At 60.2% G+C, this 22,682-nt stretch carries 23 protein-coding genes; 10 read left to right on the top strand and 13 right to left on the bottom strand.

The features are described 5' to 3' along the window. Positions 1 to 69: 69 nt before the first annotated feature. Entirely contained in the window at positions 70 to 1,269 is a 1,200-nt protein-coding gene (gene tyrS, locus AB5I78_RS26420) for a tyrosine--tRNA ligase (protein ID WP_145157402.1), read from the bottom strand. A 209-nt stretch (positions 1,270 to 1,478) separates the two neighbouring features. On the opposite strand from tyrS, the gene AB5I78_RS26425 reads away from it, so the two are divergent. Together AB5I78_RS26425 and AB5I78_RS26430 are read left to right on the top strand one after the other, a co-directional pair. After that, a complete protein-coding gene (locus tag AB5I78_RS26425) occupies positions 1,479 to 2,891 on the top strand; it encodes a peptidoglycan DD-metalloendopeptidase family protein (protein ID WP_369302044.1) in 1,413 nt (470 codons plus the stop codon). A 3-nt stretch (positions 2,892 to 2,894) separates the two neighbouring features. Next, the gene (locus tag AB5I78_RS26430; protein ID WP_369302043.1) at positions 2,895 to 3,986 is read left to right on the top strand and encodes an anhydro-N-acetylmuramic acid kinase; all 1,092 of its coding nucleotides are present in this window, start codon (positions 2,895 to 2,897) and stop codon (positions 3,984 to 3,986) included. 64 nt (positions 3,987 to 4,050) lie between these two features. Here the strand turns inward: AB5I78_RS26430 and erpA are convergent, their stop codons facing one another. Together erpA and argC are read right to left on the bottom strand one after the other, a co-directional pair. After that, the gene (gene erpA, locus AB5I78_RS26435) at positions 4,051 to 4,401 is read right to left on the bottom strand and encodes an iron-sulfur cluster insertion protein ErpA (RefSeq protein WP_003176443.1); all 351 of its coding nucleotides are present in this window, start codon (positions 4,399 to 4,401) and stop codon (positions 4,051 to 4,053) included. Between the two features lie 165 nt (positions 4,402 to 4,566). After that, entirely contained in the window at positions 4,567 to 5,601 is a 1,035-nt protein-coding gene (argC, locus tag AB5I78_RS26440; protein ID WP_145157408.1) for an N-acetyl-gamma-glutamyl-phosphate reductase, read from the bottom strand. Between the two features lie 136 nt (positions 5,602 to 5,737). Here argC and hemJ point away from each other — a divergent pair, with 136 nt between their 5' ends. From hemJ to coq7, 6 genes are all read left to right on the top strand, one after another. After that, positions 5,738 to 6,166: a protoporphyrinogen oxidase HemJ gene (gene hemJ, locus AB5I78_RS26445; protein WP_119737710.1), complete on the top strand. Its 429-nt coding sequence runs from the start codon at positions 5,738 to 5,740 to the stop codon at positions 6,164 to 6,166. Between the two features lie 24 nt (positions 6,167 to 6,190). Next, entirely contained in the window at positions 6,191 to 7,153 is a 963-nt protein-coding gene (locus tag AB5I78_RS26450) for an NAD(P)H-dependent flavin oxidoreductase (protein WP_369302042.1), read from the top strand. Between the two features lie 71 nt (positions 7,154 to 7,224). Next, a complete protein-coding gene (locus AB5I78_RS26455; RefSeq protein WP_369302041.1) occupies positions 7,225 to 8,190 on the top strand; it encodes a DUF805 domain-containing protein in 966 nt (321 codons plus the stop codon). A 62-nt stretch (positions 8,191 to 8,252) separates the two neighbouring features. After that, positions 8,253 to 9,041: an SDR family oxidoreductase gene (locus AB5I78_RS26460; protein ID WP_145157415.1), complete on the top strand. Its 789-nt coding sequence runs from the start codon at positions 8,253 to 8,255 to the stop codon at positions 9,039 to 9,041. Between the two features lie 45 nt (positions 9,042 to 9,086). Continuing rightward, positions 9,087 to 9,425, top strand: a complete 339-nt coding sequence (locus tag AB5I78_RS26465) for a histidine triad nucleotide-binding protein (RefSeq protein ID WP_106575496.1) — start codon at positions 9,087 to 9,089, stop codon at positions 9,423 to 9,425. A 116-nt stretch (positions 9,426 to 9,541) separates the two neighbouring features. Further along, on the top strand, positions 9,542 to 10,189 hold the full coding sequence (gene coq7 / locus AB5I78_RS26470; RefSeq protein WP_145157417.1) for a 2-polyprenyl-3-methyl-6-methoxy-1,4-benzoquinone monooxygenase: 648 nt from the start codon (positions 9,542 to 9,544) through the stop codon (positions 10,187 to 10,189). Positions 10,190 to 10,255: 66 nt separating this feature from the next. Here the strand turns inward: coq7 and AB5I78_RS26475 are convergent, their stop codons facing one another. Further along, the gene (locus tag AB5I78_RS26475; RefSeq protein ID WP_005792019.1) at positions 10,256 to 10,678 is read right to left on the bottom strand and encodes an OsmC family protein; all 423 of its coding nucleotides are present in this window, start codon (positions 10,676 to 10,678) and stop codon (positions 10,256 to 10,258) included. A gap of 250 nt (positions 10,679 to 10,928) precedes the next feature. Here AB5I78_RS26475 and crp point away from each other — a divergent pair, with 250 nt between their 5' ends. Continuing rightward, positions 10,929 to 11,573 carry a cAMP-activated global transcriptional regulator CRP gene (gene crp / locus AB5I78_RS26480; RefSeq protein ID WP_106575498.1) on the top strand — a complete coding sequence of 215 codons (645 nt, stop codon included), beginning with the start codon at positions 10,929 to 10,931 and terminating at the stop codon, positions 11,571 to 11,573. On the opposite strand, the gene AB5I78_RS26485 is transcribed toward crp, so the two are convergent. The 4 genes from AB5I78_RS26485 to AB5I78_RS26500 all read right to left on the bottom strand — a co-directional run bounded on the left by AB5I78_RS26485 (position 11,570) and on the right by AB5I78_RS26500 (position 14,907). Then, entirely contained in the window at positions 11,570 to 12,265 is a 696-nt protein-coding gene (locus tag AB5I78_RS26485; RefSeq protein ID WP_369302040.1) for a biotin/lipoate A/B protein ligase family protein, read from the bottom strand. The two genes, crp and AB5I78_RS26485, sit on opposite strands and share 4 nt — an antisense overlap. A 156-nt stretch (positions 12,266 to 12,421) precedes the next feature. Continuing rightward, complete coding sequence (trpC, locus tag AB5I78_RS26490; protein ID WP_369302039.1) at positions 12,422 to 13,258, bottom strand: indole-3-glycerol phosphate synthase TrpC; 837 nt, start codon at positions 13,256 to 13,258, stop codon at positions 12,422 to 12,424. Continuing rightward, positions 13,255 to 14,304, bottom strand: a complete 1,050-nt coding sequence (gene trpD, locus AB5I78_RS26495) for an anthranilate phosphoribosyltransferase (protein ID WP_369302038.1) — start codon at positions 14,302 to 14,304, stop codon at positions 13,255 to 13,257. Before trpD ends, trpC begins: the two co-directional genes overlap by 4 nt. A 9-nt stretch (positions 14,305 to 14,313) precedes the next feature. Next, positions 14,314 to 14,907 carry an aminodeoxychorismate/anthranilate synthase component II gene (locus AB5I78_RS26500; RefSeq protein ID WP_094951420.1) on the bottom strand — a complete coding sequence of 198 codons (594 nt, stop codon included), beginning with the start codon at positions 14,905 to 14,907 and terminating at the stop codon, positions 14,314 to 14,316. 421 nt (positions 14,908 to 15,328) lie between these two features. Here AB5I78_RS26500 and estP point away from each other — a divergent pair, with 421 nt between their 5' ends. After that, the gene (gene estP / locus AB5I78_RS26505; RefSeq protein WP_369302037.1) at positions 15,329 to 17,251 is read left to right on the top strand and encodes an esterase EstP; all 1,923 of its coding nucleotides are present in this window, start codon (positions 15,329 to 15,331) and stop codon (positions 17,249 to 17,251) included. A 134-nt stretch (positions 17,252 to 17,385) separates the two neighbouring features. Here the strand turns inward: estP and trpE are convergent, their stop codons facing one another. The 5 genes from trpE to AB5I78_RS26530 all read right to left on the bottom strand — a co-directional run bounded on the left by trpE (position 17,386) and on the right by AB5I78_RS26530 (position 22,679). Continuing rightward, positions 17,386 to 18,867: an anthranilate synthase component I gene (gene trpE / locus AB5I78_RS26510; RefSeq protein WP_106575504.1), complete on the bottom strand. Its 1,482-nt coding sequence runs from the start codon at positions 18,865 to 18,867 to the stop codon at positions 17,386 to 17,388. A 68-nt stretch (positions 18,868 to 18,935) separates the two neighbouring features. Beyond that, positions 18,936 to 19,754 carry a phosphoglycolate phosphatase gene (locus tag AB5I78_RS26515; RefSeq protein WP_145157430.1) on the bottom strand — a complete coding sequence of 273 codons (819 nt, stop codon included), beginning with the start codon at positions 19,752 to 19,754 and terminating at the stop codon, positions 18,936 to 18,938. Then, positions 19,751 to 20,425, bottom strand: a complete 675-nt coding sequence (rpe, locus tag AB5I78_RS26520) for a ribulose-phosphate 3-epimerase (protein WP_032895049.1) — start codon at positions 20,423 to 20,425, stop codon at positions 19,751 to 19,753. Before rpe ends, AB5I78_RS26515 begins: the two co-directional genes overlap by 4 nt. Before the next feature lie 84 nt (positions 20,426 to 20,509). Next, complete coding sequence (locus tag AB5I78_RS26525; protein ID WP_242201934.1) at positions 20,510 to 21,658, bottom strand: iron-containing alcohol dehydrogenase; 1,149 nt, start codon at positions 21,656 to 21,658, stop codon at positions 20,510 to 20,512. A gap of 196 nt (positions 21,659 to 21,854) precedes the next feature. Next, on the bottom strand, positions 21,855 to 22,679 hold the full coding sequence (locus AB5I78_RS26530; RefSeq protein WP_028618151.1) for an ABC transporter permease: 825 nt from the start codon (positions 22,677 to 22,679) through the stop codon (positions 21,855 to 21,857). Between the last annotated feature and the right edge of the window lie 3 nt (positions 22,680 to 22,682).

Below are 22,682 nucleotides of genomic sequence, written 5' to 3' on the forward strand. Positions count from 1 at the left end.
TTTCGACTGCGCCGGAAGTGGGGCGAATTATAGACAGATATAAAACGCCGTCAACACTTAATTTCAGGTTTATTCGGATTTAAGCGTAATACGCGCAAATGCCTTCTTACCTGCCTGGCAAACGTGAGTAGCGCCCAGCTCGTATATAAAGGTGCGATCAACAACCTCACCATCTATACGCACGCCGCCGGAACCCAGCAGGTCACGCGCAACGGCCGAGTTCTTCACCAAACCAGCCTTATTAAGGACAGCAGCGATCGGCATCGCTTCAGCAGCAGTCAGCTCAATCTCCGGCAGATCATCCGGCAACTCGCCATCCTTCATGCGATTGCCTGCCGCACGGTGAGCACTTGCCGCAGCCTCTTCACCATGAAAGCGCGCCACAATCTCTTCGGCCAACTTGATCTTCACGTCACGCGGATTGGCACCCGCCTCGACATCAGCACGCAGCGCATTGATCTCGTCCATCGAGCGGAAACTCAACAGCTCGAAGTAACGCCACATCAACGCATCCGGAATCGAAACCAGCTTGCCGTACATCACACCCGGCGCTTCCTGGATACCTACATAGTTACCCAAGGACTTGGACATCTTCTTGACGCCATCCAACCCCTCCAGCAACGGCATGGTCAGAATGCACTGCGCCTCTTGCCCATACGCACGCTGCAGCTCACGCCCCATCAGCAGGTTGAACTTCTGATCGGTGCCCCCCAACTCAACGTCCGCGCGCAACGCCACCGAGTCATACCCTTGAACCAGCGGGTACAGGAACTCGTGAATCGCGATCGGCTGATTAGTGGAGTAGCGCTTGTCGAAGTCATCGCGCTCAAGCATGCGTGCCACGGTGTACTGGGATGTCAGGCGGATAAAGTCAGCCGGCCCCATCTGGTCCATCCAGGTGGAGTTGAAGGCCACTTCGGTCTTGGCCGGATCGAGAATCTTGAACACCTGAGTCTTGTAGGTCTCGGCATTATCGAGAACCTGCTCACGGGTCAGCGGCGGGCGCGTCGCGCTCTTGCCGCTTGGATCACCGATCATCCCGGTGAAGTCACCTATAAGGAAGATGACTTGATGCCCCAGCTCCTGGAACTGACGCAGCTTATTAATAAGCACGGTGTGACCCAGGTGCAGATCCGGCGCCGTTGGATCGAAGCCAGCCTTAATACGCAGGGGTTGGCCACGCTTGAGCTTTTCGATCAGCTCGGCCTCGACCAACAGTTCTTCCGCACCACGTTTTATCAGCGCTAGCTGCTCTTCAACCGACTTCATAACAGACCCGCAAGGCTCAGATTCAAAAGGGAACCAACCATACAAGATCAGGGACTAATTACAAGTTTTGCCCTGCGCACGGACACCGTTCAGCAAGCCCAGCATTCGCAAGCTTGCGCCACAGATGATTTGGTTATATTTTATACAGTTATTTCATCTTCATCATGTCATTCATCTTTTCCATTTCATCTTCAAAGTCAAAATTACTTATGACCACAGAACCGTCTAAAGCGCCGCCGCTTTACCCGAAGACCCACCTGCTCGCCGCAAGTGGTATCGCCGCTCTTCTCAGCCTGGCACTCCTGGTATTCCCTTCCAGTGACGTAGAAGCCAAACGAACATCCCTGAGCCTTGACCTGGAAAGTCCAGTTGAACAACTGACACAAGATCAAGACGCTGCCGACGCGCAACAAGCCACAAATGCACCCACTGAATCACCCTTTGCGCAGATAGAAAGCACTCCCGAAGACTCTCAACACGCCACTCAAGAGCCGCCTGCGGCCGTCGCGGACAAGAATCCCCTGCACCGCGAAGTGATCGTGGCCAAAGGCGACACTCTTTCAACGCTGTTCGAGAAAGTGGGCCTGCCCGCCTCTACTGTTAATGAGGTGCTGGCCAGCGATAAACAAGCCAAGCAATTCACACAGCTCAAGCACGGGCAGAAGCTTCAGTTCGAGTTGGCACCCAACGGCCAGCTGAACAACCTGCATAGCAATGTCAGCGACCTCGAAAGCATCACGCTGACCAAAGGCGCCAAAGGCTTTGCCTTCAACCGCATCACCACCAAACCGGTGATGCGCTCGGCCTACATACATGGCGTGATCAACAGTTCGCTGTCGCAATCGGCCGCCCGCGCGGGCTTGTCCCACAGCATGACCATGGACATGGCCAGTGTGTTTGGCTATGACATCGACTTCGCTCAGGACATTCGTCAAGGCGATGAATTCGACGTGATCTACGAGCAGAAAGTCGCCAACGGCAAAGTGGTCGGCACCGGCGCCATCCTTTCGGCGCGTTTCACCAACCGTGGCAAGACCTACACCGCCGTTCGCTATACCAACAAACAAGGCAACACCAGCTACTACACGGCTGATGGCAACAGCATGCGCAAGGCCTTCATCCGTACGCCGGTAGACTTCGCCCGCATCAGCTCACGTTTCTCCATGGGCCGCAAACACCCGATCCTCAACAAGATCCGCGCTCACAAAGGCGTCGACTATGCCGCCCCGCGTGGCACGCCGATCAAAGCAGCCGGCGATGGCAAGGTGCTGCTGGCTGGGCGTCGCGGTGGCTACGGCAATACCGTGATCATCCAGCACGGCAACACCTACCGCACGCTGTATGGCCACATGCAAGGGTTCGCCAAAGGCGTATCCACAGGCAGCAACGTCAAGCAAGGCCAGGTGATCGGCTACATCGGTACCACTGGCCTGTCCACTGGGCCGCACTTGCACTATGAATTCCAGGTGAACGGCGTTCACGTCGATCCATTGGGCCAGAAGCTGCCAATGGCCGACCCGATCGCCAAAGCCGAGCGCGCACGCTTCCTGCAGCAAAGCCAGCCGTTGATGGCCCGCATGGACCAGGAGCGCTCTACCCTGCTGGCCTCGGCGAAGCGCTAAGGTATGCCGCGCTATATAGGTGTGATGTCCGGGACCAGCCTTGATGGCCTGGATATCGCCCTGATCGAACAAGACCCGGCGATCAACTTGATCGCCACGCACTACATCCCGATGCCCGAGACCCTGCGCGCCGAGCTGCTAAGCCTGTGCGCCAGCGGCCCGGACGAGATCGCCCGTTCAGCGATTGCCCAGCAACACTGGGTAACGCTCGCCGCCCAAGGCATCCATGCCGTGCTGCAACAGCAGAACCTCAAGCCCGAAGACATTCGCGCCATTGGCAGCCACGGGCAGACGATCCGCCACGAGCCGGCCCGTGGCTTTACCGTGCAGATCGGTAACCCTGCGCTGCTCACCGAGCTGACAGGCATCACCGTGGTCAGCGACTTCCGCAGCCGCGACGTCGCCGCCGGCGGCCAAGGGGCGCCGCTCGTGCCGGCCTTTCATGAGGCGTTGTTCGGTGAGCGTACCGGCAACCGTGCCGTATTAAACGTTGGCGGGTTCAGCAACCTCAGCCTGATCGAGACCGGCAAACCGGTGGCCGGCTTCGACTGCGGCCCCGGAAACGTCTTGCTGGATGCCTGGATTCACCAACAGCGCGGCGAGCACTTTGACGGTGACGGCCAGTGGGCCGCCAGTGGCAAGGTTGAGCCTCAGTTGCTCAGCCGCCTACTCAGCGACCCCTTCTTCCTCACCCAAGGCCCGAAAAGTACCGGACGTGAAGTCTTCAACCTGAGCTGGCTGCAGCACCACCTTGGCACACTACCCACGTTTAAGCCTCAGGACGTACAGGCAACCCTGCTTGAACTGACGGCGCTGACCATCGTTGAATCCTTGCAAACTGCACAGTCCGAGACTGAAACGCTACTGGTCTGTGGGGGCGGCGCGCATAACGCCACACTGATGAACCGTCTGGCGGCGCTGCTGCCGTCCACCCAAGTCAGCAGCACCGCCACTTATGGCGTCGATCCCGACTGGGTCGAGGCCATGGCCTTCGCCTGGCTGGCCCATTGCTGCCTTGAAGGCATTGCCGCCAACCGCCCCAGCGTCACCGGCGCACGCGGGCTGCGGGTACTGGGCGCGATTTACCCGGCCTAACTCCCAGACAGCAAAACGCCGCTTGGCTTTCAAAGCCAAGCGGCGTTTTTTTATCTGCCGTGGATCAGATCGAGAACGAAGACCCGCACCCACACGTCGTGGTGGCATTCGGGTTCTTGATCACGAAACGCGAACCTTCCAGACCTTCCTGATAATCCACCTCGGCACCTGCCAGGTATTGGAAGCTCATCGGGTCCACGACCAGGCTGACGCCTTCGCGCTCGACGATAGTGTCATCATCGGCCACATCTTCATCGAAGGTAAAACCGTACTGAAACCCTGAACAACCGCCGCCCGTAACAAATACGCGCAGCTTCAAGCGATCATTACCCTCTTCATCGACCAGGCTCTTCACCTTGTGCGCAGCACCGTGGGTGAATTGCAAAGCCGTGGGGGTGAAGGACTCAACGCTCATGCTGATAATCTCCCGGCGTACCGCCGCCATATGCGTAATGGCGGGCATTATCCGCTTCTCCTAGAAAAGCGGTCAACTATTGTTACGGTATATCAATCTGCGTTGCCGCCATTAAAAACACAAAAGGCCCGATCAACGGGCCTTTTGCACACCAGCAGTCAAGCCTTACGGCAGCATGCCCGCGTGGGACAGGCCCAGCTTCTCATCCAGGCCAAACAGGATGTTCAGGTTCTGCACCGCCTGGCCCGAGGCGCCCTTGACCAGATTGTCGATGACCGACAACACCACCACCAGGTCGCCATCCTGCGGACGGTGCACGGCGATACGGCAGACGTTGGCACCGCGCACGCTGCGGGTTTCCGGATGGCTGCCAGCTGGCATTACATCGACGAACGGTTCGTTGGCATACCGCTTTTCAAACAGCGCCTGCAGATCTACCGAACGATCGACCACGGTTGCGTACAGCGTGGAGTGAATGCCACGAATCATCGGCGTCAGGTGCGGCACGAACGTCAGACCGACATCCTTGCCCGCAGCACGCCGCAGCCCTTGACGAATTTCCGGCAAGTGGCGGTGCCCTTTTACCGCATAGGCCTTCATGCTTTCCGACGTTTCGGAGTACAGCGAACCTACAGCTGCCCCGCGACCGGCGCCGCTCACACCCGACTTGCAGTCTGCGATCAGGCGCGAAGTGTCCGCCAGCCCGGCTTCGAGCAATGGCAGGAAACCCAACTGCGTGGCAGTCGGATAGCAACCCGGCACCGCGATCAGGCGTGCTTGCTTGATCTGCTCGCGATTGACTTCAGGCAGGCCGTATACCGCCTCTTCCAGCAATTGAGGCGCGCCGTGCGGCTGGCCGTACCACTTGGCCCATTCGTCAGCATCCTGCAGACGGAAATCGGCCGACAGGTCGATGACCTTGGTGCCCGCCGCCAGCAGTTCACCGGCCAGTGCATGCGCCACCCCGTGAGGCGTCGCGAAAAACACCACGTCACAGGCGCCAAGGGTCTTGATGTCCGGCACGCTGAACGCCAGGCCGTCGTAGTGGCCTCGCAGGTTGGGGTACATATCGGCCACGGCCAGCCCGGCCTCGGATCGAGAAGTGATAACCACCACCTCAGCTTGCGGATGCTGAGCCAACAGACGCAGCAATTCGACACCGGTGTAACCCGTGCCGCCGACGATACCGACCTTGACCATAAACCTGCCCTCAACGAACCCACTGGAAAGCCGTCGATAATAGGGGCCACATCGTCCTGCGACAACCGTCAACGTGACGTACGGGCGCATGAGCCACTACTATCTTCAGTTACCGTGAACCTGGGAATAACTAGAAATGCTCTATCTATGGATCAAAGCCTTCCACATCGTCGCCATCGTCTGCTGGTTTGCCGGGCTGTTCTACCTGCCACGCCTGTTCGTCTATCACGCCCAAAGTGAAGACACCGTCAGCAAGGAACGCTTCAGCGTCATGGAGCGCAAGCTCTACCGCGGCATCATGGGCCCGGCGATGATCGCCACGCTGATATTCGGCGGCTGGCTGATCTACCTCAACCCTGCGATCTTTCAATCCGGTGCGTGGATCCACGCCAAACTGACCCTGGTCGTGCTGCTCATCGGTTACCACCATATGTGCGGCGCACAGGTAAAACGCTTTGCCCGTGGCGAAAACACCCGCAGCCATGTCTTTTATCGCTGGTTCAATGAAGTACCGGTTCTGATATTGCTGGCTATCGTAATTTTGGTCGTGGTCAAACCGTTCTAACTTCAATCACTCGGGGTACCTCCAATGTCGCTGCCCGCTTTGCTTGAACAACGTCTGCGCCTGCCCGTGGTGGCTGCGCCGATGTTCCTGATTTCCAACCCGCAACTGGTACTGGCCTGCTGTCGCAATGGCGTGGTCGGGAGTTTCCCGGCACTGAACCAACGTGAAAGCAGCGGCTTCAAGGCCTGGCTGGAAGAAATCGAAGCAGGCCTGGCGCTGCTGGATAACCCCGCGCCGTATGCCGTCAACCTGATCGTGCACAACAGCAACCCTCGCCTGGAGGCCGATCTGGCGATCTGTGTGGCGCACAAAGTGCCGATCGTCATCACCAGCCTGGGTGCGGTGAAAGAACTGGTCGATGCCGTGCACAGCTACGGCGGTCTGGTGTTTCACGATGTCACCACGCGGCGCCACGCCGAGAAAGCCGCAGAGGCCGGTGTCGACGGCCTGATCGCCGTGGCTGCAGGCGCCGGTGGCCATGCCGGCACCTGGAGTCCGTTCGCGCTGATCGCCGAGATTCGACAGTTCTTCGACAAAACCCTGCTGTTGGCCGGCTGCCTCAACCATGGCCACGAGATCCTCGCCGCCCAGCTGTTAGGCGCAGACCTCGCTTACTTCGGTACACGCTTTATCGGCACCACTGAAAGCCATGCCCCGGATGCGTATAAAGAGATGCTGCTCACATCGCGTGCTGCCGACATCGTGCACACTCCCGCTGTGTCCGGCGTGCCCGCCAGCTTTATGCGCCAGAGCCTGGAAAACGCCGGTTTCGACCTCGCAGCCTTACAGGGCAAAGGCGAAGTCAACTTCGGCTCCAAGCTCAAGCCGTTGAGCGACGAGGCCAAGGCATGGAAAACGGTGTGGTCTGCGGGCCAGGGCGTCGGTGAGATTGATGATCTGCCCGGCGTCGATGAACTGATTGCCCGCCTGGATGCCGAATACCGCAAGGCCCGCGAACAGGCGACACAACTGCGCTGGCCACGCTGATACACTCGCCAGGCCTGCCGATTGAAGCGGGCCGGCAACTCCCCTCCTTTACCAGTGACAAGGATGCCCGCATGAGCGACAACCGTTTCAAGATCGTGTTTGACGGAGCCTTGCTCCCGGGTGTCGAAAGCACCACGGCCAAACTCAACCTGGCCGAGTTGTTCAAGAGCGATGTCGAGTCGATCGAAAAGCTCTTCACCGGACGCCCGGTTGCGCTCAAGCGTGACCTGTCGCGCGCCGATGCCGAGACCTACCTGACTACGCTGAAAAACGCCGGTGTTGATGCCCGCATCGAAGATGAACAACCCGTGGCGTTCAGCCTTGCCGAAACCCACGAAACGCAGACCAGCGCCGCTGATTTTTCGCGCGCCGCCGCCTCGCCTTACGCGCCACCCCGTGCAGCCGTGGGGGACAACACCGAGGCATTCGCAACGCTCAAGGTTTTCACCATTCACGGGCGTATCGGTCGCCTGCGCTACCTGGCCTGGACGCTGGTATTGACCCTCGCCATGCTGGTCGCCGCGGGCATCATCAGCACCGCCAGTTTCGCCGTGGCCACCGCCTCGCCAACAGCCGGCGCTATTCTCGGCGCGCTGCTGGGTTTCGCGTTGTTTGTTGCGCTGGTCTGGGTCAGCGTGCAAATCGGCGTGCAACGCCTGCACGATCTGGGCTGGTCTGGCTGGCTGTATTTCCTGAACCTGGTGCCATTTGTGAACAGCATTTTCCCGCTGTTGCTGCTGGTGCTGCCCGGTAATCCAGGTGCCAACCAATACGGCCCTCCGCCACCACGCAACTCCACTGCAGTGAAGGTGCTGGCTACCTTGTGGCTGGCGTTCATTCCGGTGATGCTTGCCATCCTGGTCACACTGGGCATGAACGGCTACCTGAATCAACTCGAAGCCAACATGAGCAATAGCTACGAAAGCAGCTCCATCAATGCCGATGACGACACCGATCAAAGCGTCATCGTTGATGAAGAAGAGGGCGCGCAAAGTGCTGACGACGCAGCCGAACCTGTAGACTCTCCAGAACAGTGAAAAACGCCCGGCGCCTGTGATGCCTCTGTCACAGGCCCGGCGGCGTTGCGATGGAGAAAGGCATGACCCGTTACGCTCTGATCACCGGTGCCTCCAGCGGCATTGGCCTGGCCTTGGCCGAAGCATTGGCCCGTCGCGGCCGCAGCTTGATTCTGGTGGCCCGCCAGCGTGATCAGTTGGAAAGCATTGCAATCGAATTGACTCAACGCTTCGGCGTCGAGGTGTTGTTTCGCGCCTGCGATCTGGGCGAGCCGCTGCGCTTGTCCGGGTTCCTGCTGGAGCTTGAAGAGGGCGAGCGGCAGATCGATCTGCTGGTCAACTGCGCCGGCATCGGCACCAGCGGACCATTCCTGGCCCAGGACTGGATGACCGAACAAGACCTGATCGAAGTCAACATCCTGGCCCTGACCCGTATGTGCCATGCCCTGGGCAATGCCATGGCGCTGCATGGCGGCGGGCAGATTCTTAACGTTGCTTCGGTCGCCGCGTTTCAGCCGGGCCCCTGGATGAGTAGCTATTACGCCAGCAAGGCGTATGTGCTGCACTTCTCCGAAGGGCTGCGCGAAGAATTGAAGACCTGTGGCATCAAGGTCTCGGTGCTGTGTCCTGGCCCTACGCGCACAGCCTTTTTTGGTACCGCGCAAATGGACACCGCCAAACTCGACCGCAGCCAACAACTGATGAGCCCGGAAGAAGTCGCGCTCTATACCGTGCGGGCCTTGGAAAGAAACAAAGCCATCATCATTCCCGGGCGGCGTAACCGTTGGCTGGCGTTCAGCCCACGCCTGAGCCCCCGCTGGCTGACCCGCAAGATTGCCGGCGCCATCAACAAGGCCTATTGCCCACGTTGACGGCCTGGGTACACTCCCCTGCACTTTCACAATGGAGAAACAGCTGTGGATACTCTGTTCACCAAGATCATCAACAGGGAAATACCGGCGAAGATCATCTATGAAGATGACCAGGTCCTCGCTTTCCACGACATCGCCCCGATGGCGCCCGTGCATTTTCTGGTCATTCCAAAAAAGCCGATCCGCACCCTCAATGACCTCACCGAAGACGATAAAGCCCTGGCCGGCCATATTCTGTTTACCGCTCAGCGTCTGGCTGTGGAACAGGGCTGCGAGAAAGGCTTTCGCGTGGTGATGAACTGCAATGAAGAAGGCGGGCAGACCGTTTATCACATTCATATGCACGTGCTAGGGCAGCGTCAGATGAACTGGCCACCGGGCTGATAGCCTTCCTGCAGAGGTCGCGGCCCAGGGCTGCGACTTCATGCCCTTGACTCAGCGCAAACGCTTCGCCCTCTCTTGCGGTAAACTGGCCGCCGAGATTCTTCCCGGAGGTCAGCATGACTACCCAACGTCACTACTCGCCGATTGACCGTCTGTTGCTGCAAGCCGACATGGCCATGCGCACGCTGTTGCCGTTCAGCGGCCAACCGTACCGCCCATCGCCTGCAATCGTGCAGCCGGATTCGCAGATGAGCGAGAGCGACACCCGCCACGTCGTCGGCCTGATGCGCATCAACCATACCGGCGAAGTCTGTGCCCAGGCGCTGTACCAGGGCCAGGCGCTGACCGCCAAGCTGCCGCAGGTGCGTGCGGCGATGGAACATGCCGCCGAGGAAGAAATCGACCACCTGGCCTGGTGTGAGCAGCGCATTCGTCAGTTGGGCAGCCATACCAGCGTGCTGAACCCACTTTTTTATGGTTTGTCGTTTGGTATCGGCGCTGCTGCCGGCCTGATCAGTGACAAGGTCAGCCTGGGCTTTGTCGCAGCGACGGAACATCAGGTGTGCAAGCATTTGGATGAACACCTGGAACAGCTGCCGGCCGAGGATGAAAAGTCCCGGGCCATCCTCGAGCAGATGCGCATCGATGAAGAACACCACGCAGAAAGCGCACTGGATGCCGGCGGTTTCCGCTTCCCGGCACCGGTGCGGTTTGGCATGAGCCTGTTGGCCAAAGTCATGACCAAGAGCACCTATCGCATCTAAGTGCATTGAATCTGACCCACAAAAAAGGGCGCCACACAGGCGCCCTTTTCTTTTGCCGCTTGGCGATCAACCCAACTCGATGATTTCATAATCATGAGTGATTGCCACACCGGCCGCGCCCAGCATGATCGACGCCGAGCAATACTTCTCGGCCGACAGCTCGATGGCACGCTTGACCTGGGCTTCTTTCAGCGCACGGCCCTTCACCACGAAATGCATGTGGATCTTGGTGAACACCTTCGGGTCTTCAGTGGCGCGCTCGGCTTCCAGGAAGGCTTCGCAGCTTTCCACGGCCTGGCGGGATTTCTTCAGGATGCTGACCACGTCGAAATTGCTGCAACCGCCGACACCCAGCAGGAGCATTTCCATCGGACGTACGCCCAGGTTACGGCCACCGGCTTCCGGCGGGCCATCCATGACCACCACATGGCCACTGCCCGACTCACCGAGGAACATGGCTTCGCCCGCCCATTGGATGCGTGCCTTCATCGCCCAGACTCCACTGCTAAAAAAGGGTCGCCAGCTTAGCACAGGGCCCTGGAACCGCAGCGTCCTGCCTGCAAAGCGATCAATGACAGCGTCTGCTCGGTAAATTCCTTAATCGAGGCAGAATGTGTCTGGTAAGCTGGCGCCAAATCAATGGCGCATTGCCATCCTTTGTACAGCGTGTATCAATGCCGACATCGCTGGATAAAAAAATAAATCCAACCACACCGTGCAGTCTTTCCGGGATACAACCATGGTTGCTCTTACTCCCACACCCAAGATCAAGAATCTCGACAAGCTGCTGATGCATTGCCAGCGCCGGCGTTATCCGGCCAAGCACAACATCATCTGCGCGGGCGAACGTTCCGAAACACTGTTCTTCATCATCAAAGGCTCGGTCACCATCCTGATCGAGGATGAAGACGGTCGCGAGATGATTATCGCCTACCTCAATACCGGCGATTTCTTCGGGGAGTTGGGGCTGTTCGAACAAGCCGGCAAAGAGCAGGAACGCAGCGCCTGGGTGCGCGCCAAAATTGAATGCGACGTTGCCGAAATCAGTTACGCGAAATTCCGCGAATTGGCCCAGCATGATCCCGACATCCTTTACGCCCTGAGCGGCCAGATTGCCCAGCGCCTGCGCGACACCACGCGCAAAGTCGGTGACCTGGCGTTCTTTGACGTCACTGGCCGCGTGGCCCGCTGCCTGCTGGAGCTGTGCAAGCAACCGGATGCCATGACCCATCCGGACGGTATGCAGATCAAAGTCACGCGCCAGGAAATCGGGCGCATTGTCGGCTGCTCACGGGAAATGGTCGGTCGCGTACTCAAGGACCTGGAAGAGCGCAACCTGGTGCACGTCAAAGGCAAGACGATGGTGGTGTTCGGCACGCGTTAACCCGGCAGAAAGCCGGCCAGCATTTGACGGTACAAGGCATCCAGCCGGCTGATCGCATCCGGCGCGGGAAAGGCTTCATGCAGCGCGATATGGCTGTCGGCACGTACGCGCTGGTCGAGGCCGCAGGCTTCATTGAAACGGTTGACCGCGGCAATCAATTCTTCGCGATCGTCATCCAGCAACAGGGCGCCGTGCACCAACCCCACCGGGCGGCCGCCGCTCTGTCGCCAACGCTGGGCGGTGCCCACCATCTTGCGACCGTTGAGGTTGACGTTGTAACGACCGTCGCAAAACGCTCCGTCGACTTCACCGACAGACGCGTCACCGCCCAACTCAATCAATAAGTCGCAGATCGGCTGGCACAAACGCTGGTAACCGGTTTCGATGCGCCCTTGATCGCCTTCGCTGCGCGGCGGCGCGTAAACCAGGGCGATATTGACCGTAGCGCCAGACTGCGGCACCGGCTCGCCGCCGGTTTCGCGCAGCAGCACCGGCCAACCGGCATCGGCTGATACGTGGCTCGCGGCTTCAAACGCGGGCAAGCGGCTCAAGCGGCGCGGCATCACCAATGCTTGGTCGCTGGGCTGCCAGAACAGCAGCCCGAACGCTCGCTCGCCAGCGCACACGGCCGCCAACAGGTCTTGTTCGGCAGCGAGGCCGGCTTCGACGGTCATCGATAGGGGTTGAATCATCAAACACCTACTTCTCTGGATAGACACAAAACTAATGTGGGAGCTGGCTTGCCTGCGATACAGGCACCTCGGTGTATCAGTTACACCCAGGTGATGCTATCGCAGGCAAGCCAGCTCCCACACAAGCCCGCTCCCACATTTTGACCGCATTCCAAATCAGTCTAATGTGGAGCCGCTGACCGCCACACCACGCTCTGGAAAGAACAAACGCTGCAGCTCCGCCCCCGGGTTCTCGGCGCGCATAAAGGTCTCGCCCACCAGGAACGAGTACACCCCGCTGATTTCCATCAGTTCCACATCAGCGCGGTTGAGGATGCCACTCTCGGTGATCACCAGACGGTCACGCGGGATACGCGGCAGCAGGTCCAGCGTGTTTTCCAGGCTGACCTCGAAGGTGTGCAGGTTACGGTTATTGACCCCCACCAACGGTGTATCGAGGGTTTTCAGTGCACGTTCCAGCTCATTGCCGTCGTGGACTTCTACCAGCACATCCAGGCCAACGCTTTTGGCCACGGCCGCCAACTCAGCCATCTTCACGTCATCCAGTGCAGAGACGATCAGCAGCACGCAGTCGGCGCCCAAGGCACGGGCCTCGACAATCTGGTACGGGTCAACCATGAAATCCTTGCGGATCACTGGCAACTTGCACGCCGCGCGGGCCTGTTGCAGGAACAGGTCGCAGCCCTGGAAGAAGTCGATATCGGTCAGTACCGACAGGCAGGTTGCGCCGCCCTTCTCGTAGCTCTTGGCAATCTCTTCAGGATTAAAGAGCTCGCGGATCACGCCCTTGCTGGGTGAGGCTTTTTTGATCTCGGCAATGACCGCGGGCTGCTTGTCCTTGGCCTGCTTTATCAGGGCGTTGGCAAAACCACGCGGCGCATCGGCGATCTTCGCTTGAGCTTCCAACTCGGCCAGGCTGACGCGGGCGCGACGCTCGGCGACTTCTTCAGCCTTGCGGGCCAGGATTTTTTCCAGAACGGTCGGCACACTCATCCTTCATTCTCCATCTTGAACACCGCAGTAAAGGCACCCAGTTCTTCGAGCTTCTCGCGAGCGAGCCCGGTGTGCAAAGCATCATGTGCGAGGGCCACGCCATCTTTGAGACTGTAGGCGTGATCAGCGGCATACAGTGCCGCGCCGGCATTGAGCACGATCATTTCGGCTGCTTTCTGGCCGTTTTCCGTTTTGCGACGCCCCAGGGCATCCCGAATCAGTTCAAGCGAGGCGGCCGGGCTTTCCACCGCCAGGCCATGCAGGCTCTGGCTTTTCATGCCGAGGTCTTCGGGCTCGACCCAGTACTCGGTGACTTGGTCGTTCTTCAGTTCCGCCACAAAGGTCGGGGCGGCCAGGCTGAACTCGTCCAAACCGTCTTTGGAATGCACCACCAGCACGTGCTTGCTGCCCAGGCGTTGCAACACCTCGGCCAACGGGCGGCACAGCGCCTGACTGAACACACCCACCACCTGATGTTTCACACCGGCCGGATTCGTAAGCGGGCCGAGCATGTTGAACAGGGTGCGCAGGCCAAGGTCCTTGCGCGGGCCGGCGGCGTGTTTCATCGCACCGTGGTGGGATTGGGCAAACATGAAGCCAATGCCGACGCTGTCGATGCAGCGCGCCACTTGTACCGGCGTCAGGTTCAGGTAGATCCCGGCCGCTTCCAGCAAGTCGGCGCTGCCGCTCTTGCCAGAGACCGCGCGGTTACCGTGCTTGGCCACGGTGCAACCGGCGGCCGCGACCACAAAGGAGGAAGCCGTCGATACGTTGAAGATATTTGCACCGTCACCGCCGGTGCCGACCACGTCGACCACGCCGTCGAGGGTCTTGAGTTCGACCTTGTCGGCCAGCTCACGCATCACCGACACCGCGCCGACGATTTCGTCGATGCTTTCGCTCTTCATGCGCATCGCCATCATGAACGCGCCGATCTGCGCGTCGGTGCATTGGCCGGTCATGATCTCGCGCATCACATCGCTCATTTCAGCGGTGCTCAGGTCCAGATGGCCGACGATACGGCTCAGGGCAGTCTTGATATCCATGGAAAGTCCTTAGCGCGTGCCGCCGCTCTGCTTGAGAAAGTTAGCGAACAGCTCGTAGCCCTGCTCGGTCAGGATCGACTCGGGGTGAAATTGCACCCCTTCGATATTCAGTGTCTTGTGGCGCAGGCCCATGATCTCATCGACCGAACCGTCTTCCAGTTGGGTCCAGGCGGTCAGCTCCAGGCACTCAGGCAGGGTCTCACGCTTGACCACCAGCGAGTGGTAACGGGTGACCGTCACCGGCAGGTTCAGGCCATGAAATACGCCCAGGTCTTTATGGAACACCGGGCTGGTTTTGCCGTGCATCACCTGGCGCGCGCGAACCACATCACCGCCAAAGGCCTGGCCAATGGACTGGTGGCCCAGGCACACGCCCAGGATCGGCAACTTGCCGGCGAAATACTTGATTGCTTCCAGGGACACACCGGCTTCGGTCGGCGTGCAGGGGCCTGGCGAAACCACGATGCGCTCCGGGTTCAGGGCGGCGATTTCGGCGACCGTCAGTTCATCATTGCGCACGACCTTGACCTCGGCACCGAGCTCGCCCAGGTACTGCACAACGTTGTAGGTAAAGGAGTCGTAGTTATCAATCATCAGCAACATGTGGGTTCAAACCTCTTGAATTCACTGATTTCGAATGACCGCCTTCCAGGAGTGACCCGCTGCCAGACGCACGTTCCGGTTGCCAGGGTGAGCCGGCAAGGGGCGTCAAACAACGGGTGAAGAAGGCAAATCGGTACAGGTCCGGCCAAGCCGGCAGAGAAAAATGTCAGGCGCGCCAACGCCAACGGGCGTGTGCCTTGACTACTCGCATCAAGAGTTTGCTGATGATCAACACGGGGAGGGTCTCGTTCATACGTTCAGGCACAGTAACGTAGCCTCGCCAGCGGTGCAATATGGAGCCGCGAATACGGGGTAATCACGACGAAATCTTTATAGGAAAAAACTGTTTTCTTCACAGAAAACCCTCACTACATTGCTAGTGTTTCGCTTCCGATACAAAAACAACTAAATGGAATTTTGCATGTTCAGACCTCCGTTTTTCGCACCACTTGCCGGTTGCCTCTTGTCACTGGCCTGCGCGCAGGCGTTCGCAGCCTCTTCACCGTATTCAACCATGGTCGTTTTCGGCGACAGCCTGGCCGATGCTGGTCAGTTCCCCGATGGCTCGAATGGCGCCACATTACGCTTTACCAACCGCACCGGGCCGACCTTCCAGGGCGATTACGGCCTGGTTTCGTCGACCTTGCTCGGTTCCCGGCTGGGCGTTACGCCAAACGACTTGAATGCCTCCACCTCGCCGGTTCGCGCGGCGCAAGGCTTGCCCGACGGTAACAACTGGGCAGTCGGCGGCTACCGTACCGACAACATCCTGGATTCCATTACCTCGGTCTCCAACGCGGCGATTCCGCCTGGTAACCCGGGTGGCGGTACGGTGCTTCGCAGTCGCCAGGGTTATCTCCCGGCAAACGGCGGGCGGGCCGACCCCAACGCGCTGTATTTCCTGTCTGGTGGCGGCAATGACTTCCTGCAAGGCCGCGTCCTCAGCCCAGGCCAGGCCGTTGCCGCCGGCGGGCGCCTGGCCGACAGCGCCCAAGCCCTGCAACAAGCCGGCGCGCGCTACATCATGGTGTGGATGCTGCCCGACCTGGGTCTGACTCCGGCCATCAACGGCACGCCGCTGCAGGCGTCGAGTTCGGCCCTGAGCACCCTCTTCAACCAGTCACTGGTGCAGCGCCTGTCTCAGATCGACGCGCAGATCATCCCGTTGAATATTCCGCTGCTGCTCAATGAAGCCTTCGCCAGCCCGGCCCGCTTTGGCCTGGCCACCGGACAAAACCTCACCGGCACCTGCTTCAGTGGCAACAGTTGCACCGCCAACCCGACCTACGGCATTGGCGGCACCAACCCGGACCCGACCAAGCTGATCTACAACGATTCGGTCCACCCCACCATCGCGGGGCAACGCTTGATCGCCGACTACGCCTATTCACTGCTTGCGGCGCCGTGGGAACTGACCTTGCTGCCGGAGATGGCCCAAGGCACGTTGCGCGCCCACCAGGACGAACTGCGCAACCAATGGCAGGCGGACAACGGCAATTGGCAAGCCGTCGGCCAATGGCGTGCCATCGTGGCCGGTGGCGGCCAGCGCCTGAACTTCGATGATCAAAACAGCTCGGCCAGCGGCGACGGCAGTGGCTACAACCTGAATGTCGGGGGCAGCTACCGGCTCGACGAAAACTGGCGCGTAGGCGTGGCAGCCGGCCTGTATCGGCAGACGCTTGAAGCCGGCGCCAGCGATTCGGACTACAAGCTCAACAGCTACATGGGCACCGCCTTCGCCCAATACCAGCAAAACCATTGGTGGGCCGATGCCGCGTTGACCGGCGGCAAACTGGACTTCGACAGCCTCAAGCGCAAGTTCGCCCTGGGCGTCAGCGAAGGCTCGGAAAAAGGCGACACCGACGGCTGGCTCTGGGCCCTCAGCGGCCGAGTGGGTTACGACATTGCCGGCGCCGGCAGCGACTGGCACCTGTCGCCGTTCGTCAGCGCCGACTATGCGCGGGTCGAGGTCGATGGCTATTCGGAAAAGGACAGCCGCTCCACCGCACTGACCTTTGACGATCAACAACGCGACTCCAAGCGCCTGGGCGTCGGCCTGCAGGGCAGCTATCGTGTCACGCCGCAAACCCAGGTGTTTGGCGAAGTAGCCCACGAGCATGAATTCGAAAACGATACCCAGAAGGTGAAGATGTCGCTCAACAGCGTTCCAGGGATCGATTTCAAGCTGGACGGCTACACGCCGCGCAGCAACTCGGATCGCTTAAGCCTTGGCGTCAGCCACAAGCTGACTCAGGAGCTGGCGTTACGGGCGGCGTATAACGTGAGGAAGGATGACAATTTGACCCAACAAGGGGTGAATGTCGGAGTGAGCCTGGATTTCTAAAACGGTCTAGAGCACATCACAAAACAACTGTGGGAGCTGGCTTGCCTGCGATGCAGACACCCCGGTGTATCAGGTACACCCAGGTGATGCTATCGCAGGCAAGCCAGCTCCCACAGTTGGATCTACATCTGGCTTTAGTTTTGCGGGGTTTGCTCGGCCAACGCCACCGCACGGAACATCGCGCGGCGCTTGTTCAAAGTCTCTTCCCATTCCAGCGCCGGCACCGAGTCAGCCACAATTCCGCCACCGGCCTGCACGTGCAGCTCACCGTCCTTGATCACCGCCGTACGAATCGCAATCGCGGTGTCCATGTTGCCGTTCCAGGCAAAATACCCCACGGCGCCACCGTACACACCACGCTTGACTGGCTCCAGTTCGTCGATGATTTCCATCGCGCGAATCTTCGGCGCGCCCGACAAGGTGCCCGCCGGCAGAATCGCGCGCAGCGCGTCCATGGCGGTTAAGCCTTCCTTCAGCTCGCCGGTCACGTTGGAGACAATGTGCATCACGTTGGAGTAGCGCTCGATGACCATCTTCTCGGTGAGCTTCACCGAGCCGATTTCCGAGACGCGGCCAGTGTCATTGCGGCCCAGGTCGATGAGCATCAAGTGCTCGGCGATTTCCTTGTCGTCGCTCAGCAGGTCTTCTTCCAGCGCCAGGTCGGCCTCTTCGGTCGCGCCGCGTGGGCGCGTGCCGGCAATCGGGCGCACGGTGATCAGGTTGTCTTCGACGCGCACCAGCACTTCCGGCGAACTGCCCACCACGTGGAAGTCGCCGAAATTGAAGAAGTACATGTACGGCGTCGGGTTGAAGCAACGCAGCGCGCGGTACAGGTCGATCGGCGCGGCCTTGAAGTCGATGGACATGCGTTGCGACGGCACCACCTGCATGCAGTCACCGGCGAGGATGTATTCCTTGATGGTATCCACCGCGCGCTCGTAGTCATCCTGAGTAAAGCTGGAGCGGAACACCGGGTCGGCAGCCGGTGGACGGCTGAGGTCCAGGCCACGGCGCGGGGTGATTGGCTGGCGCAGTTTTTCCAGCAGCGCTTCCAGGCTGGCCTGGCCTTGCTCGAAGGCGTCGGCCTGGGAAGGGTCCGCCAGCACAATCGCGTGCATTTTGCCGGCGAGGTTGTCAAACACCACCACCGCGTCGGAGACCATCAGCAGAATGTCCGGCACGCCCAGCGGGTCCGGGTTCGGGCATTTGCCCAGGCGTTTTTCCACGTAGCGCACGCAGTCGTAGCCGAAATAGCCCACCAGGCCGCCGTTGAAGCGCGGCAATCCAGCGATGGTCGGCACGTTGTAGCGCGCCTTGAAGGCTTCGACGAAGGCCAGCGGGTCTTCAACGTCGTGGCTTTCGATCTCGACGCCATCAAGCGTGATGCTCACATGATGGTCGTGCACCCGCAGCACCGTGCGGCACGGCAGGCCGATGATCGAGTAACGGCCCCACTTCTCGCCGCCCTGTACCGATTCCAGCAGGTAGGAGTTGGGCTCGTCGGCCAGTTTCAAGTAGATCGACAGCGGCGTATCGAAGTCGGCCAGGGTTTCGCAGGCCAACGGGATACGGTTATAGCCGGCAGCGGCCAAACGCAGGAATTCTTCGCGGATCATGAGGTGCCTCGTGGCTTGAGGGTCAAACGGTCAGGTGTGCAAACGTGCCGCAGCGCGGCCAGGATCAGTCAGGCGCGCCAACGCCAGCGGGCCAGGGCCTTGATGACTTTCATCCAGAGTTTGCGAGTGACCACCACGATGGCGTTTCCAGAAGGGGTTGGTTCGATGTCGGGCAACGTTATCTCAGCGCCCGCTCCCAAGCAACCGGGGATTAGCAGCCGCAGGTCATCAATCACCAGCGCCGGCGCTTCTTCGGCAATCGGTCGGCCATGGTTATAGCCATAACTGAGCGCCACACACTGCACGCCTGCGGCTTTGGCGGCCAGCACATCACTGCGCGAGTCACCGACAAACAACGACTGGGAGGCCGGGATATTGGCCATTTTCATCACGAAGAACAGCGCCGCCGGGTCGGGTTTCTTCTGCGGCAACGTATCGCCACCGATGATCCAGCGGAAGTAACGGCCAATCTTCATGTGATCCAGCAGCGGCGCGACAAAACGCTCCGGCTTGTTGGTGATCAGGGCCATTTCCACGCCCTGCTTGTGCAGCCACTTGAGCGTGTCGCGTACGCCGGGGTAAACCACGGTCAGCTCGTGGCCGTTTTCATAGGCCGCGTTGAACAATTCCAGGGCGTGTTCGGCCTCCACTTCATCGACACCTTCGGCATCGATGTTGTTGGCCAAGGCCCGGCGCACCAGCATCTGCGCGCCGTTGCCGACCCACATGCGTACCGACTCGATCCCTGCAGGCTTGCGCCCCAGCTTGAGCAGCATCTGGTCCACCGCCGCTGCCAGGTCCGGCACCGAATCGATCAACGTACCGTCCAGATCGAACATCACCAGCCGTGGCAGTTTGCCGGGGAACAGCTGCTCAAAGCCGCTCATGGACGCGCCAGCGCCAGCTCGGCACGCATCTGGTCGATGACTGCCTGGTAGTCCGGAGCATTGAAGATCGCCGAGCCGGCCACAAAGGTATCGGCGCCGGCGGCGGCGATTTCGCGGATATTGTTGACGTTGACCCCACCGTCGATTTCCAGGCGGATGTCACGGCCCGACGCATCGATCAGCGCACGGGCTTCACGCAGTTTGTTCAGGGTGCCGGGGATGAATTTCTGCCCGCCAAAGCCTGGGTTGACGCTCATCAGCAAGACCATGTCGACCTTGTCCATCACGTACTCAAGCACACTCAGCGGAGTGGCCGGGTTGAACACCAGGCCTGCCTTGCAGCCGCCTTCGCGGATCAGTTGCAGGGTGCGATCGACGTGCAGCGTGGCTTCCGGGTGGAAGGTGATGTAGGTCGCACCGGCCTCGATGAAGTCACCGACAATACGGTCCACCGGGCTGACCATCAGGTGCGCATCGATGGGCGCGGTGATGCCGTACTTGCGCAGCGCCGCGCAGACCATCGGGCCGATGGTCAGGTTGGGCACGTAGTGATTGTCCATGACATCGAAGTGCACGAAGTCGGCGCCGGCGGCCAACACCTTGTCCACTTCTTCACCCAGGCGGGCGAAATCGGCGGAGAGAATCGATGGAGCGATAACGAAGGGCTGCATGACGCACCTTTTTTGAGCTAAATCACGATGGCGCGCATTGTATACCTCATGCTTTGCTGCGCGCACCGTGACCTAACTCAACGGTTAATACGCAGCCCGGTAGATTTTCTCGATATCCGCCGCGCTGAGCTTGCGCGGGTTGTTGCGCATCAGGCGTTCAATACCCGCCGCTTCCGTGGCCATGGCGGGGATCGCGTCCTCGGGCACCCCGAAGCTGCGCAGGCCTGCCGGGATTTCTACGGCGGCGCACAGTCGCGTCATCGCCTCGACGGCCTGGTCGGCGGCGTCGTTGACACTCAAGCCGCTGACATTCACGCCCATGGCCTGGGCAATGTCCTGCATGCGCTCCACACACGCCAGCTTGTTCCAGTGCATCACGTAGGGCAGCAACAGCGCATTGCTCACGCCGTGGGCGATATTGAAACGCCCGCCCAGCGGGTACGCCAAGGCGTGCACGGCGCCGACGCCGGCATTGCCGAACGCCATGCCGGCCATCAGGCTGGCGGTGGCCATGTCGTCGCGGGCCTGCAGATTGGCCGGGTTGGCGTAGGCTTTGGGCAGCGCGTTGGCGATCAGCTTGATCGCGCCAATCGCCAGGGCGTCGGTGATCGGCGAGGCATTCAGCGACAGGTAGGATTCGATGGCATGCACCAACGCATCCACGCCACTGGCGGCGGTGACACTGCGCGGGCACGTCAGGGTCATTTGCGGGCTGATCAGCGCGACGTCCGGCAGCAGGTAATCGCTGACGATGCCCTTTTTCAGCTGTGCAGCCTTGTCGGAGAGGATCGCCACATTGGTCACCTCCGAGCCGGTGCCGGCCGTGGTCGGGATGGCGATCAGCGGCGGGCCCTTGCGCGGCACCTGGTCGACGCCGAACAAATCCGCCAGCGCGCCGTGGTAACCGGCGTAGGCCGCGACGCTCTTGGCAATGTCGATGGCACTGCCGCCGCCCACGCCGATCAAGCCGTCATGCCCGCCTTCGCGGTACACGCGCATGCAGTCCTCGACGATGGCGATTTCCGGGTCGGGCAGCACGCGGTCGAAAATTTCATAGGTACGCTCGCCCAAGTGTTCGAGCGCCAGCGCCACGGTGCCGGATTTGACCAGCGCGGCGTCGGTAACAATCAGCGGGTTATCCACATCCAGGCGCGTGAGTTCAAAGGCCAGCTGTTCGATGGCGCCGGCGCCGGTCAGCAGTTTGTGGGCGATCTTGAATGAGGAAGTACTCATGTGCGCGGCCTCTTATTAATGATGGGCTGGCACAAGAGTAGCTGGGGATTTTCGGTTGTGAACTATTCACCCACTGAATGGCACGATCAATGTGGGAGCTGGCTTGCCTGCGATGCGGGCGACTCGGTGTCACAGGCAAACCGAGGTGATGCTATCGCAGGCAAGCCAGCTCCCACAGTTGATCCGGTTCCGACCGTTACACTTGGGCGGTGCGCAGTTTCTCGCTGCGGCCGCGCAGCCATTCAAGCGTCAGCAACAACAGCACCGAGAAAGCAATCAGCAGCGTGGCCGCCGCCGCAATCGTCGGGCTGAGGTTTTCGCGGATGCCGCTGAACATCTGCCGAGGCAGGGTGGCTTGCTCGGGGCCGGCGAGAAACAGCGTCACCACCACTTCATCAAACGAGGTGGAAAAGGCAAACAGCGCCCCCGATATCACCCCCGGCGCGATCAGCGGCAAGGTCACGCGGCGGAACGCGGTCAGCGGCGAAGCGCCCAGGCTGGCTGCCGCCCGCACCAGGTTATGGTTGAAGCCCTGCAACGTCGCCGACACGGTGATGATCACAAACGGCACACCCAGCACCGCGTGCACCACGATCAACGAGAAGAAGCTGTTGCCCAGCCCCAACGGCGCAAAGAACAAGTAACTGGCCACACCGATAATCACCACTGGCACCACCATCGGCGAAATCACCAGGGCCATCACCAGCGCCTTGCCGGGGAAATTGCCGCGCGTCAGGCCAATCGCCGCCAGCGTGCCGAAGACCATGGCCAGCACCGTGGCCGCCGGGGCGACGATGATGCTGTTCTTCAGCGCGCGCATCCATTCGGCCGAGGCGAAGAAATCCTGATACCAGTGCAGCGAGAAGCCTTGCAGCGGGTACACCAGGAAACTGCCGCTGTTGAACGACAGCGGGATAATCACCAGTACCGGCAAAATCAGGAACAGCAGGATCAAGCCGCACAAGATCCGCAAGCTGTAGAACCACACCCGCTCCACCGGTGACATATAAGGGCTCAGCATCGC

Origin of the sequence: Pseudomonas sp. N2-3-1-14 (assembly GCF_041228395.1) — a bacterium.
GTDB lineage: Bacteria > Pseudomonadota > Gammaproteobacteria > Pseudomonadales > Pseudomonadaceae > Aquipseudomonas.